This is a genomic window from Monashia sp. HAY1-11D (assembly GCF_056868035.1).
Genome location: NZ_CP200320.1, coordinates 2,913,783 through 2,931,514, shown reverse-complemented (window position 1 = coordinate 2,931,514; position 17,732 = coordinate 2,913,783). Strand labels below are relative to the sequence as shown.

17 protein-coding genes and 2 pseudogenes are annotated in these 17,732 nt (G+C 74.4%); 9 read left to right on the top strand and 10 right to left on the bottom strand.

Features of this window, described 5'->3' with window-relative positions; all coding sequences use genetic code 11:
- Positions 1 to 651: 651 nt before the first annotated feature.
- A pseudogene (locus tag AC1VM9_RS13555) lies at positions 652 to 1,323 on the bottom strand (glycosyltransferase); the annotation flags it as partial.
- 112 nt (positions 1,324 to 1,435) lie between these two features.
- Positions 1,436 to 1,702, bottom strand: a complete 267-nt coding sequence (locus AC1VM9_RS13550) for a WhiB family transcriptional regulator (RefSeq protein ID WP_076258264.1) — start codon at positions 1,700 to 1,702, stop codon at positions 1,436 to 1,438.
- A 273-nt stretch (positions 1,703 to 1,975) separates the two neighbouring features.
- Here AC1VM9_RS13550 and cofD point away from each other — a divergent pair, with 273 nt between their 5' ends.
- Both cofD and AC1VM9_RS13540 read left to right on the top strand, forming a co-directional pair.
- Positions 1,976 to 2,968 (top strand): 2-phospho-L-lactate transferase, encoded by a 993-nt coding sequence (cofD, locus tag AC1VM9_RS13545; RefSeq protein ID WP_483123000.1) that lies wholly within the window; start codon positions 1,976 to 1,978, stop codon positions 2,966 to 2,968.
- On the top strand, positions 2,965 to 4,077 hold the full coding sequence (locus tag AC1VM9_RS13540; RefSeq protein ID WP_483122998.1) for a coenzyme F420-0:L-glutamate ligase: 1,113 nt from the start codon (positions 2,965 to 2,967) through the stop codon (positions 4,075 to 4,077). The genes cofD and AC1VM9_RS13540 overlap by 4 nt, the downstream gene beginning before the upstream one ends.
- Positions 4,078 to 4,119: 42 nt before the next feature.
- Here the strand turns inward: AC1VM9_RS13540 and AC1VM9_RS13535 are convergent, their stop codons facing one another.
- Positions 4,120 to 5,091 (bottom strand): zinc-binding dehydrogenase, encoded by a 972-nt coding sequence (locus AC1VM9_RS13535; RefSeq protein WP_483122997.1) that lies wholly within the window; start codon positions 5,089 to 5,091, stop codon positions 4,120 to 4,122.
- Positions 5,092 to 5,143: 52 nt separating this feature from the next.
- On the opposite strand from AC1VM9_RS13535, the gene AC1VM9_RS13530 reads away from it, so the two are divergent.
- The 3 genes from AC1VM9_RS13530 to AC1VM9_RS13520 are packed head-to-tail and all read left to right on the top strand — an operon-like array spanning position 5,144 to position 7,181.
- A complete protein-coding gene (locus AC1VM9_RS13530) occupies positions 5,144 to 5,821 on the top strand; it encodes a biotin transporter BioY (RefSeq protein WP_481339717.1) in 678 nt (225 codons plus the stop codon).
- Positions 5,818 to 6,537: an energy-coupling factor ABC transporter ATP-binding protein gene (locus AC1VM9_RS13525; protein WP_481347366.1), complete on the top strand. Its 720-nt coding sequence runs from the start codon at positions 5,818 to 5,820 to the stop codon at positions 6,535 to 6,537. The genes AC1VM9_RS13530 and AC1VM9_RS13525 overlap by 4 nt, the downstream gene beginning before the upstream one ends.
- Positions 6,534 to 7,181, top strand: coding sequence for an energy-coupling factor transporter transmembrane component T family protein (locus AC1VM9_RS13520; protein WP_483122996.1), 648 nt, complete (start codon positions 6,534 to 6,536; stop codon positions 7,179 to 7,181). Before AC1VM9_RS13525 ends, AC1VM9_RS13520 begins: the two co-directional genes overlap by 4 nt.
- 43 nt (positions 7,182 to 7,224) lie before the next feature.
- Here AC1VM9_RS13520 and AC1VM9_RS13515 read toward each other — a convergent pair whose 3' ends face one another.
- The 3 genes from AC1VM9_RS13515 to AC1VM9_RS13505 all read right to left on the bottom strand — a co-directional run bounded on the left by AC1VM9_RS13515 (position 7,225) and on the right by AC1VM9_RS13505 (position 11,162).
- Positions 7,225 to 8,385: an NAD(P)-dependent malic enzyme gene (locus AC1VM9_RS13515; RefSeq protein WP_483122995.1), complete on the bottom strand. Its 1,161-nt coding sequence runs from the start codon at positions 8,383 to 8,385 to the stop codon at positions 7,225 to 7,227.
- A 174-nt stretch (positions 8,386 to 8,559) separates the two neighbouring features.
- Positions 8,560 to 9,867 carry an HD-GYP domain-containing protein gene (locus AC1VM9_RS13510; protein WP_481339708.1) on the bottom strand — a complete coding sequence of 436 codons (1,308 nt, stop codon included), beginning with the start codon at positions 9,865 to 9,867 and terminating at the stop codon, positions 8,560 to 8,562.
- Positions 9,864 to 11,162, bottom strand: a complete 1,299-nt coding sequence (locus AC1VM9_RS13505) for an HD-GYP domain-containing protein (RefSeq protein WP_481347369.1) — start codon at positions 11,160 to 11,162, stop codon at positions 9,864 to 9,866. The genes AC1VM9_RS13510 and AC1VM9_RS13505 overlap by 4 nt, the downstream gene beginning before the upstream one ends.
- Before the next feature lie 450 nt (positions 11,163 to 11,612).
- Between AC1VM9_RS13505 and AC1VM9_RS13500 the strand changes: the two genes are divergently transcribed.
- Positions 11,613 to 11,687, top strand: coding sequence for a 50S ribosomal protein bL37 (locus AC1VM9_RS13500; RefSeq protein ID WP_369791897.1), 75 nt, complete (start codon positions 11,613 to 11,615; stop codon positions 11,685 to 11,687).
- A 77-nt stretch (positions 11,688 to 11,764) separates the two neighbouring features.
- Here the strand turns inward: AC1VM9_RS13500 and rsrA are convergent, their stop codons facing one another.
- The 4 genes and pseudogenes from rsrA to AC1VM9_RS13480 form a co-directional block, all read right to left on the bottom strand.
- Entirely contained in the window at positions 11,765 to 12,052 is a 288-nt protein-coding gene (gene rsrA / locus AC1VM9_RS13495; RefSeq protein ID WP_481339705.1) for a mycothiol system anti-sigma-R factor, read from the bottom strand.
- Positions 12,049 to 12,801, bottom strand: coding sequence for a sigma-70 family RNA polymerase sigma factor (locus AC1VM9_RS13490; RefSeq protein ID WP_483122994.1), 753 nt, complete (start codon positions 12,799 to 12,801; stop codon positions 12,049 to 12,051). Before AC1VM9_RS13490 ends, rsrA begins: the two co-directional genes overlap by 4 nt.
- 134 nt (positions 12,802 to 12,935) lie before the next feature.
- Positions 12,936 to 13,433: an alpha/beta hydrolase family protein gene (locus AC1VM9_RS13485; protein ID WP_483124018.1), complete on the bottom strand. Its 498-nt coding sequence runs from the start codon at positions 13,431 to 13,433 to the stop codon at positions 12,936 to 12,938.
- A 170-nt stretch (positions 13,434 to 13,603) separates the two neighbouring features.
- Positions 13,604 to 14,516, bottom strand: a pseudogene (locus AC1VM9_RS13480) (SOS response-associated peptidase).
- A gap of 168 nt (positions 14,517 to 14,684) precedes the next feature.
- Here AC1VM9_RS13480 and AC1VM9_RS13475 point away from each other — a divergent pair.
- The 3 genes from AC1VM9_RS13475 to rsgA all read left to right on the top strand — a co-directional run bounded on the left by AC1VM9_RS13475 (position 14,685) and on the right by rsgA (position 17,726).
- Positions 14,685 to 15,224 carry a DoxX family protein gene (locus AC1VM9_RS13475; protein ID WP_481339697.1) on the top strand — a complete coding sequence of 180 codons (540 nt, stop codon included), beginning with the start codon at positions 14,685 to 14,687 and terminating at the stop codon, positions 15,222 to 15,224.
- Between the two features lie 100 nt (positions 15,225 to 15,324).
- Positions 15,325 to 16,698: a 3-phosphoshikimate 1-carboxyvinyltransferase gene (gene aroA / locus AC1VM9_RS13470; RefSeq protein WP_483124017.1), complete on the top strand. Its 1,374-nt coding sequence runs from the start codon at positions 15,325 to 15,327 to the stop codon at positions 16,696 to 16,698.
- Complete coding sequence (gene rsgA / locus AC1VM9_RS13465; protein ID WP_483122993.1) at positions 16,695 to 17,726, top strand: ribosome small subunit-dependent GTPase A; 1,032 nt, start codon at positions 16,695 to 16,697, stop codon at positions 17,724 to 17,726. Before aroA ends, rsgA begins: the two co-directional genes overlap by 4 nt.
- Positions 17,727 to 17,732: the final 6 nt, after the last annotated feature.

The window sequence follows — 17,732 nt, the reverse complement described above, 5'->3', positions numbered from 1 at the left end:
GCGCAGCTCGCCACCCGCCAGACCGGTGTGCGTCGGCGAGAGGCCACCGGCCCGGATGGTGTCGCGCCAGGCCGCGACGGCGGCGACGAGGGCGGCGAGGACGGCGAGGAACCCGGCGTGGGTCAGGACCCGTCGCCCGAGCGAGGCCGGCAGGTGCGCCAGGGAGTCGGTGTCCTCGGCGGTCGGTCCGGTCTCGGTGGTCGGCGCGGCCTCGCGGTGCGCGGCACGCTCGGGGGCGATGGCGTCCTGGAAGTGGTCGAGGGTCGTGCGCGCCGCGACGGACGGCGGCACGAAGAGCGTCGCCAGGTCGCCGCGGCGCAGGCGCTTGGTCGACCGGCCCCGCCACCTGGCCGCGGTCGTCGCGGCAGGGTGCAGCAGCGCGGAGGCGTCGGACAGCTCGCGCCACGCGAGCCGCGGCCGCTTGGCCACGAGGAGGCCGAGGGCGCCGAGGACGCTCGAGGCCGCGAGCCACACGGCGAGGAACGGCGCGAGCACCGGCGCGCAGCGGGCCAGGGTCACCTGTCTGGCGGCGCAACGGGAGCGGCGCTCGACCTCACGCGGGCGCGGTCCCCCGGGCCGGGTGCCGTCGACGCCGGCCGACGCGTCCCGCACGACGGCGCCGGGGACGACGACGACGCGGTGGCCGGCCAGCTGGGCCCGCCAACCGAGGTCGAGGTCGGCCCCGTACTCGGTGAACGCGGGGTCGAACCCGCCGAGGTCGTCCCACACGGCCCGGCGCACGAGCATCCCCGCCGTGCTCACGGCGAGGACGTCGGTGCGGTGGTCGTACTGGCCCTGGTCGGCCTCGCCCCGCGTGGGGCGACCGAGCCGGCGGCCGGTACGGGTGATCTGGATGCCGAGCTCGACGAGGCGTCGCGGGTCGTCCCACGCGACGAGCTTGGGCCCGGCGATCCCCACGGACGGCGAGCGCAGCCCCTCCTCGAGGAGGCGGGCCAGCGCCGTCGGTGCCGGCGCGGTGTCGTCGTGCAGCACCCACACCCACTCCGGGCCGGTGCCCCCGGCGCCCGGGGCGACGGCGTGCAGCCGCTCCATGCCGGCCGCGATGGCGCGGCCCAGGGGGACCCGGCCCGGCAGACGCAGCATGTCCACGTGGGGCACCACCGCCCGGACGCGCCCGTGGGCCTGCGCGATCGCCGCCGACGTGTCGCTGCTCGCGACGTCGACGACGAGGAGACGGGCGGGCGGCAGTGTCTGGGTGGCGACCCCGTCCAGACACTGCGCCAGCCACGTCGCACCGTTGTGCACGACGACGATCGCGGCGACCTGCGCGCTGGGCCGGGGTCCGGTGGAGGGAGCGGACATCGACCCGTGCGCGGCGCCCCCGTGGGGGGCGCTGCGGTCATCGGCGAGCTCGTCGGGCACAGCGGTCACCTTCACCCGGACACCGGCTGGGGCCCGGGTCCTATGGCCACGGTCAGACCGCGCGCTTCTTCAGCTTGCGGCGCTCGCGCTCCGACAGACCGCCCCAGATGCCGAAGCGCTCGTCGTTCGCGAGGGCGTACTCGAGGCACTCTGCGCGCACCTCGCACCCGACGCAGACCTTCTTGGCCTCGCGCGTGGAGCCGCCCTTCTCCGGGAAGAACGCCTCCGGATCGGTCTGGGCGCAGAGCGACCGCTCCTGCCAGGAGAGCTCGCCCTCCTCCGTCCCGACGTCCGACATGACCACCATCAGCTCGTGCATGACCCCTCCTCGACCCTGACTCTCTTGTGTGTCAGCACTCGCTGTACCCGGCGGCACCGTTCCCCTGGCAGATCGACCCACCGTTTCGTGAGCCCGTCGACCTCGGTACCGACCCCGACGAATACAACAATGAAATTACATGTGTGTCATACGCCCTACGTCAAGCCCGTTAGTGATATTCGCTCGATCTCGGTGAGGCGCTTTCCCGGCTGTGGTAGAACGGGTTCCGACCCGTCTTCGGACGCGGCTGCACGGGGCTGAGAGGATCGCTGCATGCGCATCACAGCCCTCGCCGGAGGCGTCGGCGGCGCCCGGTTCCTCCGCGGCCTGCTCCGCCACGTCCACTCCCCCGCGTCCGTCGTCGGAGACGAGCCGGTCGAGCTGACCGTCATCGGCAACACGGGTGACGACATCACGCTCTTCGGCCTGCGGGTGTGCCCCGACATCGACACGCTGCTCTACACCCTGGGCGGAGCCGTCCACGAGGGCCAGGGCTGGGGCCGTGCCGACGAGACGCACCACCTCGCCGAGGAGCTCGCCGCGCTCGGAGCGACGCCGCAGTGGTTCACCCTCGGCGACAAGGACTTCGGCACCCACGTCTACCGGTCGCAGCTGCTCGGTCAGGGCCGGCCCCTGTCGGCCGTCGTCGACCGGCTGGCCGCGCGGTGGGGGCTGCCCGAGCAGGGCGTGCGGCTGCTGCCGATGACCGACACCCCGGTCGAGACCCACGTCGTCGTCGAGCAGGACGGACAGCCGCGGGCGATCCACTTCCAGGAGTGGTGGGTCCGGCACCGCGCCGAGCTGCCGGCCGAGCGTTTCGTCGTGGCGGGGCTCGACGGCGCCGCCCCGGCCCCCGGCGTCCTCGACGCGATCCGCGAGGCCGACGTCGTCCTCCTGCCACCGAGCAACCCGGTCGTGTCGATCGGCATCGTCCTCGGGGTCCCGGGCGTCCGCGACGCGCTGCGCGGCAGCCGGGCCCCGGTCGTCGGCGTCTCACCCCTGGTCGGCGGGCGCCCGGTCCGCGGCCACGCCGACGTCTGCCTGCGCACCATCGGCGTCGAGGAGTCGAGCGCCGGTGTCGCCGGCCTCTACGCCGACTTCCTCGACGGCTGGCTCGTGGCCGAGGACGACCCGATGCCGCCGCAGCGCGGCCTGCAGGTGGTCCACCGCCCGCTGCTCATGAGCTCGCCCGACGCAGCCGCCGACCTGGCCGGGGCGGCGCTCGACCTGGCGCTGCGGCTGCGTCCCGCGAGGACCCCCGCGTGACGACGCACGACCCCGCGACGGCCGGGCACCCGACGTCCGACGCCGCCGTGCCGCGCCCGGTCAGCGTGCTGCCGCTCACCGGGATCCCCGAGGTGCGCGAGGGCGAGGACCTCGCCGACGTCGTCGGGACCGGGCTCGAGCACGCCGGGCTGCGCCTCGAGGACGGCGACGTCGTCGTCGTGTCGAGCAAGATCGCGAGCAAGTCCCTCGGCCTCGTGACGCACGACCCGGACAAGGACCGCGTCGTGCACGCCGAGACCGAGTACGTCGTCGCCGAGCGCTCGCTCGGGGACCGGGTGACCCGCGTCGTCCGGGCCAAGGCGGGCCCGATCATGGCAGCGGCCGGCGTCGACGGCTCGAACACGGGCGACCGCGGGGGCTGGCTGCTGCTGCCCCACGACCCGGACGGCATCTGCGCGGAGCTGCACGACGCGCTCGTCGCGCGGCACGGCGTCCGGGTCGGCGTCGTGCTGTCCGACACCGCGGGCCGCCCGTGGCGCGTCGGTCAGGTCGACTTCGCCCTGGGGGCGCACGGCGTACGGACGCTGGACGACCTCCGTGGCGCCACCGACGCGGACGGCAGACGCCTCGACGTCACCGCCCGGTGCATCGCGGACGAGGTGGCCGCGGCCGCCGACCTGGCCAAGGGCAAGGTCGCGGCGGTACCGGTCGCGGTCGTGCGCGGACTCCACGACGCGCTCGTCGACGAGCCGCTCATGGCCCACCCCCGCGGCCGCGACCTCGTGCGCACCGGTCCCGGCGACTGGTTCGGCTACGGACGCGTCGAGGCCGTGCGAGCCGCCCTCGGGGTCGAGCCGGGAACCGCGGACGCCCTGGACGTCGGGATCCCGCCTGCAGGCGCGGACAGCCGCATTGGGTCGGTGTCCCGTGCGGTGCGCGCGGCGCTGCACGGCATCGAGTCCGGGACGGCGGACATCGGCCCGCTCACGGTGACGCTCGGTGCGGACAGCCCGCACGAGCTCGGCCGGGCGGTGGCCCGGCTCGAGGTGGCGCTGTGGGCCGAGGGGCTGCGCGGCGACGCCGACGTCCCGTCCGCCGACGGCCTGGCGGTGCTCGTGCACGTGTCGGCGCCGCCCGACGCGCGCTGAGCCCCGCACCGGGCCCGCACGGGGCCCGCGCTGAGCCCGCGTTCAGCCGACGGTGAAGACGACCTTGCCGAAGACGTCGCCGTCGACCATGCGCTCGAACCCCTCGCGGGCATCCGCCAGCGGCAGGACCGAGTCGACGACCGGGGAGATGCCGGCCGTGACGACGAGCTGTGCGAGTCGGGCCAGCTCCTCGCGCGTGCCCATCGTCGAGCCGACGACGCGCAGCTGCTTGAAGAAGATCTTCGTCAGCTCCGCCTTCGGCGGGGCGTCGCCGGACGTGGCGCCCGAGATGACGATGCTGCCGCCCGGGCTCAGCGAGTTGACCGAGTGCGACCACGTCGCGGCCCCGACGGTCTCCATGACCGCGTCGACGCGCTCGGGGAGGCGCTCCCCCGACTCGAACACCCGGTCGGCGCCGAGGTCGAGCGCGCGGGCCCCGCGGGACTCGTCGCGCGAGGTCACCCACATCCGGTAGCCGGCGGCTGCGCCCAGCTGCACGAGGGCCGTGGCCACGCCGCCGCCCGCCCCCTGGACGAGGACCGTGCCGCCGGGACGCACGCCCGAGTTCGTGAACAGCATCCGGTAGGCCGTGAGCCACGCCGTCGACAGGCAGGCCGCCGTCTCCCACGTCATGCCCTCCGGCTTGGGCACGAGGTTGGCCGTCGGCACGAGGACCTTCTCGGCGAGCGTGCCGTCGTGCAGCTCGGACAACAGCGTGCGCCGTGGGTCGAGCGTCTCGTCGCCGCGCCAGCCGTCCGAGGGCACGACGGCGTGGACGATGACCTCACGACCGTCCGGGTCCACGCCGGCGCCGTCGCAGCCGAGGACCATGGGCAGGCGGTCGGCGGGCAGCCCCACCCCGCGCAGCGACCACACGTCGTGGTGGTTGAGCGCACTGGCTCGCAGGTCGACGACGGACCAGCCCGGACGCGCCTCGGGGGTGGGTCGCTCGCCGATGACGAGGCCGGAGAGCGGGTCGGACGCGGACTGACTGGAGGCGTAGGCGGCGAGCATTCCAGCACCATAGTGAGCGGGGCACCGGCGCGGCCCGGGTAGGGTGCGGGCCGTGACCGACGACACCCGCACCGCGACCGGCCCCCGCAGCGACGGCTCGCCCGCCCGCGGTACGAGCGGATCGGGCCACGCCCGCGGCCCGCGCGGCGTCGACGCCCGCACCGTCGCCCATGTCGCCGTCTTCGCGGCACTGCTCGTCGCGACGGCCGTCGTGCCCGGTGTCCCCGTCGGGGGCCTCGGGGTCCCCATCACGCTGCAGACCCTCGGGGTCCTGCTCACCGGCCTCGTCCTCGGGCCGGGTCGCGGCGCGCTGGCCGTGCTGGTCTACCTCGCCATCGGGTTCGTCGGGTTCCCGGTCTTCAGCAAGGGCCAGTCCGGGCTGCAGGTGCTGAGCGGACCGACCGCCGGGTACCTCGTGTCGTTCCTCCTCGCGGCCGCCGTCGCCGGCGCGGGCGCAGCCCTCGTCGTGCGCCGCGCCGACCGGCGCTGGTGGGTGCCGCTGCTGTTCGTCGTCGCGGCGCTCACCTCGGTGGCCGTCATCCACGTCCTCGGTGTCGCCGGTCTCGTCGCCAACCTGCACCTGCCGCTGTCGGCCGCCGTCACGGCAGACCTGCCGTTCCTGCCCGGCGACCTCGTCAAGGCGCTCGTCGCCGCCGTGGCCGCCGCGGCCGTGCACCGCGCGTTCCCGGACGTCCTCGTGCGCGCCGGGGTCCCGCAGCGCCGGGCGTGACTCCGACGAGCCGCATCCGCCTCGACGCCGCGACGGTCACCGTCCCGGTCGACGGCGACCCCGGTCGACGCGAACGCACCGTCCTCGGCCCCGTCGACCTGGACCTCACCGAACGACGCGTCACGGTCATCGGCGCCAACGGCTCGGGCAAGTCGACGCTGCTGCGCCTGCTCAACGGGCTCGTCCTGCCCACGACCGGCAGCGTCGAGGTCGACGGGCTCGACACCGGTCGGGACGGTGCCCGCGTCCGTCGACGCGTCGCCTTCGCCTTCACCGACCCGCTGTCCCAGCTCGTCATGCCGACCGGGCGAGAGGACGTCGAGCTGTCGCTGCGGCGCCTGCACCGGTCTCGCGGTGACCGGCGGACGGCGGCGGAGGCCGTGCTCGCGCGGTTCGGCCTGCTCCACCTGGCCGACCGGAGCGTCCACGAGCTGTCCGGCGGCGAACGGCAGCTGCTGGCGCTCGCGGTCGTGCTGGCCACCGAGCCCGCGGTCCTCGTCCTGGACGAGCCGACGACGCTGCTCGACCTGCGCAACACCGCCCTGCTGCGCCGCCTCCTCGGCGGTCTGGAGCAGACGCTCGTCGTCGCGACGCACGACCTCGACCTCGCGCTCGACGCCGACCGAACCCTCGTCGTCGACGCCGGGCATGTCGTCTTCGACGGCTCGCCGGTCCCTGCCGTGGCTCACTACCGAGCCCTCGCCGAGCTCGCGTGAACGCCGGCGGGCTGTTCGCCACCCACGTGCCCGGCAGCTCGCCGGTGCACCGGGCGCCCTTGTGGCTCAAGCTCATCGGCGTGCTCCTCGTCGGTGCGGCGCCGTGGTTCGCCCGGTCGCCGGCACCGCTGGTCGTGACGCTCGGGCTCGTCCTCGGGGCCGCCGCGCTGGCCCGCCTGCCCGTCGCCCGGCTCGCGCGGTCGGTGCGCGCGATCGCGCCCGTGCTCGTCCTTCTCCTCGCGTTCCAGTGGTGGGCCCAGGGGCCGGCCTACGCAGCCCAGGTCGTCCTCGGGATCCTCGACGCCTACCTCGCCGCGGGCGTCCTCACGGCGACGACGCCGGTGACCGACCTGCTCGACGGCGTCGTCCGGGCCGCTCGCCCGCTGCGACGTGTCGTCGACCCGGAGGTCGTGGCCCTGACGCTTGGGGTCGTCATGCGCTCGGTGCCGTGGGTCGCGGGGTCGTTCTCGGCCGTCCGGGCAGCGGCGCTGGCCCGCGGCCTCGAACGCAGCCCGCGGGCGGTCGTCGTGCCCACGGTGCTGCGCGTCGTGGCCTACGCCCGGTCCACCGGCGAGGCGCTCGCGGCCCGCGGGCTGACCGACCCCGACGACCACCCCGACGACCGCCCCGACGACGACGCCTGACGGGTCCGGCGGGGGGATCCGTCCGGCGTCGACGCGTCGGCTCCTACGGCGCGAGCGCGGCGACGGCGCGCGCCACGGCCGGTGCGACGCGCTCGTCGAAGACGCTCGGGACTATGAGATCGGCCGTTGGCTCCTCGACCAGGCCGGCGATCGCGTACGCGGCGGCCAGCTTCATGTCCTCGGTGATCTCGCGCGCGCCGGAGTCGAGCGCGCCACGGAAGATGCCGGGAAAGGCGAGAACGTTGTTGATCTGGTTCGGGAAGTCCGAGCGACCCGTCGCGACGACCTCGGCGAACCGCGTGGCGACGGACGGGTGCACCTCCGGGTCGGGGTTGGCCAGGGCGAAGATGGCCGCGCGAGGCGCCATCCGCATGAGGTCCCGCTCGGCGACGGTGCCGCCGGAGACACCGACGAGCACGTCGGCGCCGTCGAGCGCGTCGCCGAGCGCGCCCGTCACGCCACGGCGGTTCGTCACGGCGGCAAGGTCCGCCTTGTGCGGTGCGAGGTCCGCGCGGTCCGGACCGAGGACGCCGCGGGAGTCGACCACGACGACGTCACCGACGCCCGCCGCCAGCAGGATCCGGCTCACCGCGACCCCGGCGGCACCGGCGCCCGACACGACGACGGTGACGTCGGCCATGGCCTTCCCCACGACCCGCAGCGCGTTGACGAGGGCCGCGAGCGCCACGATCGCGGTGCCGTGCTGGTCGTCGTGGAACACCGGGATGTCGAGCCGCTCGCGCAGCCGGCGCTCGATCTCGAAGCACCGCGGCGCCGAGATGTCCTCGAGGTTGATGCCGCCGTACGTGGGCGCGATGCGTGCCACCGCGTCGACGATCTGCTCGACGGTGCCGGTCTCCATGCACACCGGGACCGCGTCCACGCCGGCGAAGTGCTTGAACAGGACGGCCTTGCCCTCCATGACGGGCATCGCCGCGAGGGGGCCGACGTCGCCGAGACCGAGCACCGCGGTGCCGTCGCTGACGACGGCCACCGTGTTGCGCCGGGTCGTGTAGACGGCGGCCAGGCCGGGGTCGGCGGCGATGGCCCGGGACACCTCGGCCACGCCGGGCGTGTAGAGCAGCGACAGGTCGGCTGCGTCGCGCAGCTCGGACGTGGCGTGCACCCCGAGCTTGCCACCCACGTGGGCCCGGAAGACCGGGTCCCTGGGGTCGGCGAGCTGGCTGGTGGGCAACGCACTCATGACGGAACACCTCGTTCGCGTGAGAGGAAGAGGGCAGGCGGCCCTCGCTGGGTGGTGCGGTGCGGGGGTCTTGCCTGCACGATGTCGTCTCGCGTCCGGGGGTTGCCCGATCCGGACAGTCTGGCATGTACCGGCCTCGTGCCCAAGGGCGGACGCCGACGTGTGAGCGCCGTCTCAGTCGGTCAGCGTCGAGCCCAGGACGCCGAGCAGGGCATCGACCACGCGCGGGTCGTACTCGTAGCCGAGGCCGAGGTAGATGCGCTCGACGGCGGCCTCGCGCGCGCGGGCGCTGCGGGACCCCGCGGTGAGGTCCTCGTAGGCGTTGACGACCTTGAGGATGCGGCTCGTGAGCGGGATCTCCTCGCCGAGCTCGCGGACCTGCCGGTACGGGGTCGTCTGGTGCTCGAGGATCTGCACGGCGCCGCCGAAGACACCTGTCTCGCGGACGATCGCGACGGAGTCGGCGGCGATGCGACGCTGGTCGGCGGGGGCGGCCAGGACGGTGGCCCCGCCCGGGATCGGCTCGACGAGGGCCACCTGGCCGATGTCGTGCAGCAGCGCCGCGTACTCGAGGTCGAGCAGCTCGCGCTCGGACAGGCCCAGCTGCCGACCGACGCGGACGGCGAGCGAGGCGACCCGCTCGGAGTGGCCGGACGGGGTGTACCCGGCAGCATCGGTGAGGCGCGAGAGCGTGCGGATGCTCTGCAGGTAGGTCGCCCGGATGCTGACGTAGCGGCGGAACGCGAAGAGCGTCAGGACGAGCGGCAGGATGAACAGCGGCAGCGCGATGACACCGAGCGGGGGCAGCGCGAGCGCGACGAGGACGCCGGTGACCACGACCGCGCCGGACAGGGCGAAGGAGGACCGCGCCTCCTCCATGAACGTGCGCCGCAGGTCGGCCGTCGCCATGGCCCTGAGGACCGACGTGAAGAGGGTGTCGGCGACGAGGGCCGCGACGCAGATCACGAGCATGAGCAGGGCCCGCTGCCACGGCACGAGGGTGTCCTCGTGGGCGGCTCCGGCAGCTCCACCGGCTCCGCCGGGGCTCTGCCCCAGGTGGACCGTGCGGTAGAGCAGCGCGGCCACCACCACGGCGAGGAACCGCCCGGTCGTCTCGACGAGGCTCACCTCGCGGCCGCCGAGCACCCGCGCGCCGGCCCCGAGGGCCATCGACACCGACGTGACCGCGAGGACGAACGCCGTCGAGTGGGTCAGCTCGACGGAGGGACCGACGCGCACGGCGAACGCGAAGGCCAGGGCCGTCGCGGTGGCGATCGGCGCCGACCCGCGGAACCCCGGGGCGGCGAGCTGGAACCACTCCCCGAGCACGATGGTGACGGCGAAGGCCGCCGTGACCCCGATGGCCGGCTGGGAGCCCAGTCCGGGGGTGTCCTCGGCGCCCACGGCGAGCACGACACTGCCGACGAGACCGGTCAGGCCGACGACGAGCGCCACCGGCTCCCGGTAGAGGCCGCGCTTCACGACGACACCGAGCCGACGCTGGTCGGCAGGCCGTGCTTGTCGAGCGCCGCCCACGTGGCGGCGACGACCGCCGGGTCGAAGCGCCCGCCGTCGTCGGTGAGCCGGCGGTAGAGGTCGGCCGAGGTGCCGGCGGCAGCGGACGGGTCGGAGGAGGACCTCTCGACGGCCGTGACGACGGCGAGCACCCGGGCAGCGACGGGGATGTCGGTGCCGGCGAGCCCGTCGGGGCGGCCGCGCCCGTCGAAGCGCTCCTGCTGGTGCCGGATGCCCGAGCGCGCGTCCTCGAGGAAGTCGATGCCCTCGATCATGCGGGCGCCCATGACGCAGTGGCGGTCGACGATCCGCCGCTCTGACTCGGTCAGCGCGCCCGGGGCCCGACGCAGCAGGCGCGTCGGCACCCCGAGGTGGCCGATCTCGTGCAGCGTGGCCGCATACCGGATCGTGCCGATCTGCGCCGGCGTCAGGGCGAGCTCCTCGGCGACCCACTCGGCGAGCGTCGCGGCGCGCCGGCTGCGGTCGACGGCTGCCGGCTCCTTGGTGCCGAGGGCCGTGACGAGGGTGTCCACGGTGCGCTCGTGGGAGCGCAGCTCCTCCCCGTACTGGATGAACGCCCAGCGGGCCGCGAGCAGCGGCGCCATGACGAGAAGGGCGCTGAAGGGGCCGAGTCCGGCGGGGAACCACAGGATGACGAAGAGCAGCCCGATGACGCCGTAGCCGATGTAGGCCAGGCCCGACCCGCTGAGCACACGGCGGAGCTGGATCCAGAACGGGATGCCCTGGTCGAGGTGGATGACCCCGGACAGGAGCGCCGCGTTGACGAGGCAGGCGGTGACGTCCGCGGCCAGCAGCGGCCAGCCGACCGCGGTGGCCAGCTCGGCGGGACCCTTGCCGACGGTCTGGGACCCCGCCCGGCCGCCGAGCATGGCGTAGACGAGGCCCCCCGCGGCCCCGAGCAGGCCGCTCATGCTCGCGTTGAACATCGTCGCCGACCATCGGCGCTGACGCCGGTCGACGAGCATCGACAGCGAGCCCACGACCCACGCGCCGAACGTGCCGACGATGGCGGCCGAGGCGACCAGGATGATCGACAGGAAGGAGAAGCTGATCTTCAGGCCGACGTCCGGCTCACGGATCTGGAAGCTGAGCACCCCCATGACGCAGAGCAGCAGCAGCGGCCCGAGCTCGAGACGCCGGGTGGTGAACCACGCGAGGACACCGGTCAGGACCGATGCCAGCACCACGGCCGCGAGGTAGACCGGCAACCACCGGGATCGGCTCGTCGCCGTGGTCACCATGCTCACGGCGTCCACCGTAGTGCGACGGCGCCACGGACGTGGAACGTCCGTGGCGCCGTCGGTGGAGGTCGCGCTCAGCCGCCCCAGCCCCAGACGCTGGCGAACGAGATGACGGCGCGCGTGGTGTAGTCGGTGGTGGCGGCGAGGGCCGACAGGAGAGCAGCGAACATGTGGGGGCTCCTTCAGGTGGTGATGTTCCGGATGCGTGCGCCATGGAGGGGCTTGCTGCGGCAGCACAGAACAACAGAGGTTTCCCTCGGCGTTCAGGGTGACATCAGCCTGCAGGCATGCGGAAGCACGTCCGGTGGTAAGCGGCCGGATCTATACCAAGATTTTACGTTTGTGAGCGCAAACCCCCTGTGGATTCGGCGCCCCGCCACGCGTGTGGAAGAATCGGGGCTTCGTGCCCGTTCCGGGCAGCACCCCAGAAGCATCCACGAGGAGACCCCGATGAGCAAGCGCGCCCGCAAGCGTCGCTCGCGCAAGGGCAACGCCGCCAACCACGGCCGCAAGCCCAACGCCTGAGCCGCAGACGTCAAAGGCCCACCTCCCCCAAGGGAGGCGGGCCTTCGTCGTTCCCGGGCCGCACGAGGCCCGGACGGTTACTGGCCGCGCTCGACGGTGATGACCGTCATCGAGATGCGCGACATGATCGTCGTGCGCAGCGAGTCGGGCGCCTCCTCGCGACCGCACGAGCGCTTGATGAGCGCCTTGAGCGTCGTGTCGAGGTCGTACTCCTTGAGGCAGGGCCCGCACTCGTCGAGGTGGGCCTGGATCTTGGCGCAGTCCTCCGGCCCGAGCTCACCGTCGAGGTACTCGTAGACGCGCAGCAGGGCCTCCGAGCAGTCGGTGCGCCCGCTGTCCCCACCGGTGCTGTCGTGGTGACTCATGACCCGCTTCCTTCCGTGCCCGGGCGGCCCGTCGGGCCCGCCCCGCTCGTCGTGCCAGCGGCCCCGGCCTGGGCGAAGCCCCGACCGGCGGCGTACTCGGACAGCAGCTCGCGGAGCTGGCGCCGGCCGCGGTGCAGGCGGCTCATGACCGTGCCGATCGGGGTCTCCATGATCTCGGCGATCTCCTTGTAGGAGTAGCCCTCGACGTCGGCGAAGTAGACCGCGAGCCGGAACTCCTCGGGGATCTCCTGCAGGGCGCGCTTGACGTCGCTGTCGGGCAGGTGGTCGAGCGCCTCGGCCTCGGCCGACCGCAACCCGGACGACGAGTGCGACTCGGCGCGCGCCAGCTGGTAGTCCTCGATCTCGGCCGCGTCCGACTCCAGCGGCTGGCGCTGCTTCTTGCGGTAGCTGTTGATGTAGGTGTTGGTGAGGATGCGGTACATCCACGCCTTGAGGTTGGTGCCCGGGCGGTACTGGTGGAAGGCCGCGTACGCCTTGGCGAACGTCTCCTGCACGAGGTCCTCGGCGTCGCTCGGGTTGCGCGTCGTGCGCAACGCCGCGCTGTAGAGCTGGTCGAGCAGCGGCATCGCCTCGCGCTCGAACCGGGCGCGGCGCTGCTCGGGCGTCTCGGCCGAGACGTCGACGGACGCGTCGGCGCCGGCCTGCGCGTCCGCGTCGGCAACCTCGGGGCCGGGCTCCGCGAGACGCAGGGGAGCCGTCGGGTCGGTCTGCTTGTCCTTAGCCATCACGTCCCAGCCTAGTCGGGCGCCTAGTCGGGACGGGCCGGCCGCCACGGCGGCTCCGGTGCGCCGGGCCTCGGAGGGAGAGCCGGACCGGCGCTCGGGGGCGACGCAGGGGCTGGGAACCATGCCACGTGCAACGGTCACACGCCGGGCAGCATTCCCGCGATCCGGGTCAGCTCCTCGGCGAGCCGGGTCCGTGAGCTGCGGGGGAAGCTGTGGGCGCCCGGGACCTCGACGAGCGTCGCGCCGGGCGGCAGGTGGGGACGCACCTCCTCGGGTGTGCCGAACGTGTCGCGGAGGCCCTGGACCACCCAGGTCGGGTCGGGTGCGAGCGCCAGCTCGTCCGCGCGCAGCCGGTCCGGACGGCCCGGCAGGTGGAGCGGGAAGCTGAGCAGGAGCGCGGCGTCGGCCCCGAGGGCGGCCGCCGTCCGGCAGGCGACGCGGGCGCCCGCGCTGCGACCGCCGACGACGAGGGGACGCGGCAGGCGGGACCGTCCCGACAGCAGCGCCTCCACGACCGGCACCCAGGCCTCGTCGAGCGTCGGCGGCCGCCCGGCGACCTTGCACCCGGCGACGAGCCACGGCTGCTCGACGAGCGCGACCGCCCGGCCCGAGGCCACGAGGGCCTCGCGGGCCACCGTCAGGTCGAGCGCCCCCAGACCCCCGCCGGCGCCGTGCCCGAGGACGACCGTCGAGCCGGCGCGCACCGGACGCCACACGTGGACCCGCGCGGGACCCTGCGGTGTCTCCACCTCGCGGACGGCGGGTCGCACCCCGTACCCTCGTCCGGGCTCTCGCGACGGCGGCGTCACGACCCGATCACCTCGCCGGTCATCGGGTCGACGACACCGACGAGCTGCCTCCCTGGGCACGGGGTCGAGCAGGTGCGGGCCGTTGTTCGACGTGGCCCCGACAGCTCGGCCGACCGGGTAGGCCTCGAAGCGGCCCGGGCTCGCGAACTCGAGCACGCCCTGGACGTAGGCGGGGTCCTTCTCGGCCGGGTCGAGCCAACGCGCCCACTGTTCCGGCTCGAGGACGAGGGGCTGCCGGTCGTGGATCCGGTCCATGCCCGGGTCGGCGGCGGTCGTGATGATGGTGAAGGTCGTCAGCCAGGCGTCCGGGTCGCCGTCGGGTCGCTGGCGGTCGCGCCAGAACTCGTACAGGCCGGCGAAGCCGACCGGCGCACCGTCGGCGCGGCGGATGAAGAAGGGCTGCTTGCGCGGCTTGCCCTTGGCGTCGAGGGCGGTCGGTGAGACCTGCCACTCGTACCAGCCGTCGGCCGGCACGACGCACCGCCGCGACAGGGCCGCCTTCGCGAAGGCCCCCTTGCCGAGGACCGACTCGGCCCGCGCGTTCGTCATCCGCTGGCCCATCGTGACGTCCTTGGCCCAGGCCGGTACGAGCCCCCACGTCAGCAGGCGCAGCTGACGCACCGCGGCCGTGTCGACCCCCGAGCCACCGCGAGCGACGCCGGTGGCGTCGGCGGGGTCCGCGGAACCGGCGGCATCGGCCGCGTCGGCGGCGCTGGGGACGCGAGGCGCCCGGGTCAGCACGACCGGCGCCTGCTTGGACGGCGCCATGTTCCAGTCCGGCTCGCCCGCGGGTGGGTTCTGGGGGTTCTTGAGGATGCTTCGGGCCGGCTCGGCGGTGTGGTCCTCGTCGACGTCGAAGGCCTCGACGAGCTCGTCGGGCCGGGCGCTGGCGGCGTACCTCCCACACATGGCGCCCAGCCTAGGTCCACCCGGTGTCGACGCCCGTGTCACGCCAGTGTCACGCCCGGGTCGGTGGGCGCGGGGGCGTGCGACCGCGGGTATGTCGCTACCGTAGGTTCCCACTGGTCCACGATGGCCACGCCCGTCCCGCACGGCCGTGGCCGGAGGAGGAAGGTCATGATCGTCCGCCGTCTCGCTCGTCCCCTGCTCGCGTCCGTGTTCATCGCCGCGGGGGTCGATGCCCTGCGCAACCCGTCCGCGCGCACCGACAAGGCGGCGCACCTGCTCGGGAAGGTCCCGGACCAGGTGCCCGGCTCGGACAAGGTGGCGCGCGCCGCGAAGGACCCCGACCTCGTCGTCCGCGTCAACGGCGCGGCGCTCCTCGGCGGCGGCGTCCTGCTGGCCACGGGCCGGCTGCCGCGCATCGCGTCCACCGTGCTCGCCGCCTCGATCGTGCCGACGACGGCGATCGAGCACGCCTTCTGGGACGAGACCGACCCGGCCCGCAAGGCCGCGAGCCGCAGCCTCTTCCTCAAGAACGTCGGCCTCCTCGGCGGCCTGCTCCTCGCAGCCGCCGACACCGCAGGCCGTCCGGGCCTCGCGTGGCGCGCGCAGCACGCCACGAAGACCACCCGCCGTGAGGCACGCCACGCCAGGGCGACCGCCACGCGCGAGGCCCGCCTCCTCGCCCATCGAGCCCAGGACGTCGTGAGCTGACTTGAGTCCCGCTGATCCCCTCCCTGCCGATCCCCTGCCCACGGGCCCCCACCAGGCCGCGGGTCCCGCAGGTGCCGAGGCCGGTCCCGCCGGTGGCACCCTGACGGACACGCGGACGGGCACCCCGACCGACACGCCGACCGACACACCGACGGACCCGGACTGGCCGGCCCCGACCACCCCCGGGCCGCTGGACGCCACCGTGGTCCTGCCCGGCAGCAAGTCCCTGACCAACCGCTACCTCGTCCTCGCGGCCCTCGCGAGCGACCGGTCGCGCCTGCGGGCGCCGCTCCGCTCGCGTGACACGCTCCTCATGGCCGACGCGCTGCGCAGCCTCGGCGTCCGCATCGACGACGTGCCACCGGAGGGCGAGACCGCGCCCGGAGCCGTCGAGGACTGGCTCGTCACTCCCCCGGAGACGCTCCGGGGCGACGGGCGCGTGGACTGCGGCCTCGCCGGCACCGTCATGCGGTTCCTGCCCGCGGTCGCCGTGCTCGCCGACGGCCCGGTGCTGCTCGACGGCGACCCGCAGGCGCGGGTCCGGCCGATGGGCCCGGTCATCGACGCGCTGCGCACGCTCGGCGCCGACATCGACGACGCCGAGGGGCACCTGCCGATCAGCGTCCACGGACGCGGCGGGCTGGCCGGCGGCAGCGTCACGATGGACGCGTCGATGTCCTCGCAGTTCATCTCGAGCCTCCTGCTCGCCGGCGCCCGCTACGACGACGGCGTCACGGTCCACCACGACGGCAAGCCCGTCCCGAGCGAGCCGCACATCCTCATGACGGTCGAGACGCTCCGCGACGCGGGTGCCATCGTCGACGACAGCGAGCCGAACACGTGGCGCGTCGAGCCGTCGGAGATCAACGCCCTCGACGTGTCCGTCGAGCCGGACCTGTCCAACGCCGGGCCCTTCGTCGCGGCCGCGCTCGTCGCCGGCGGCACGGTCCGGGTACCGGGCTGGCCCCAGCACACGACGCAGGCCGGCGACATGCTCCGGGAGATCCTCGACGCCATGGGCGCCGACGTCCGCCTCGACCGCTGGGGCCTGACCGTCAGCGGTGGCGACGAGCTCGCGGGCATCGACATCGACCTGCACGACGCGGCCGAGCTGACCCCGACCGTGGCCGCCCTCGCGGCGCTGGCGTCCAGTCCGTCGTGGATCCGTGGCGTCGCCCACATCCGCGGGCACGAGACCGACCGGCTGGCCGCGCTGACGGCCGAGCTCGGCGGTCTGGGCAGCCGGGTCACCGAGACCGAGGACGGTCTGCGCATCGCGCCGGCGGCCTTGCACGGCGGGCGGTTCCGCACCTACCACGACCACCGCATGGCCACCGCGGGCGCGATCGTCGGCCTGCGCGTCCCCGGCGTCCAGGTCGAGGACATCGGCACGACCCGCAAGACGCTGCCGGACTTCGTCGGCCTGTGGCACGGCATGCTCGCCGGTGCGGCGCCCGTGGTGCTGCCCCGATGAGCTGGCGGGACCTCGACGAGGGGGACGTCCGCGTCCGCCCCAGCCGCAAGGGCTCGAGGCCCCGCACCAAGGAGCGTCCGGCGCACGCCGACGCGGTCGTCGCGATGGTCATCGGCGTCGACCGCGGGCGGTACACGTGCCTCGTGCCCCAGGGCGCGCTCGGGCGCAAGGAGCCCGAACGCGTCGTCACGGCCATGAAGGCACGCGAGGTCGGCCGGACCCGGGTCGTCGTCGGCGACGACGTCGCGCTCGTCGGCGACCTCGCCGGCGGACCGGATGCCCTGGCCCGCATCGTGCGCATCGAGGACCGCCGGTCGGTGCTGCGACGCACGGCCGACGACACCGACCCCTACGAGCGGATCATCGTGGCCAACGCCGACCAGCTCGTCATCGTCACGGCGCTCGCCGACCCGGTGCCGCGGCCGCGGATGGTCGACCGCTGCCTCGTCGCGGCCTACGACGCCGACCTCGAGCCGCTGCTCGCGCTGACCAAGGCGGACCTCGTCGACCCCGCCCCCTTCCTGGCGACGTACGCGCCGCTCGAGGTCGAGCACGTCGTCACGGCCCGGACCCGCGACGGGTTCACCGGCCTCGAGGAGCTGCGCGACCGGCTGGCGGGCAGGGTCTCCGTGCTCGTGGGGCACTCCGGGGTCGGCAAGAGCACGCTCGTCAACGCCCTCGTGCCGACGGCGATGCGGGCCACCGGCGTCGTCAACGACACGACGGGACGTGGCCGGCACACCTCCACCAACGCCGTCGCGCTGCGCCTGCCCGACGACGACGGCTGGGTCATCGACACCCCGGGCGTGCGCTCGTTCGGGCTGGCCCACATCGACCCGGACCGCATCATCGACCACTTCCCCGACCTCGCCGAAGGCACCGCGGAGTGCCCCCGCGGCTGCACCCACGACGAGGACGAGTGCGCGCTGGACGCGTGGGTGGCCGGTGGGCACGCCGGTTCCGCCGGACCGTCGCGGCTCGCCTCCCTGCGCCGGCTCCTGTCGAGTCGCTCGACCGAGGAACGCTGAGGCACA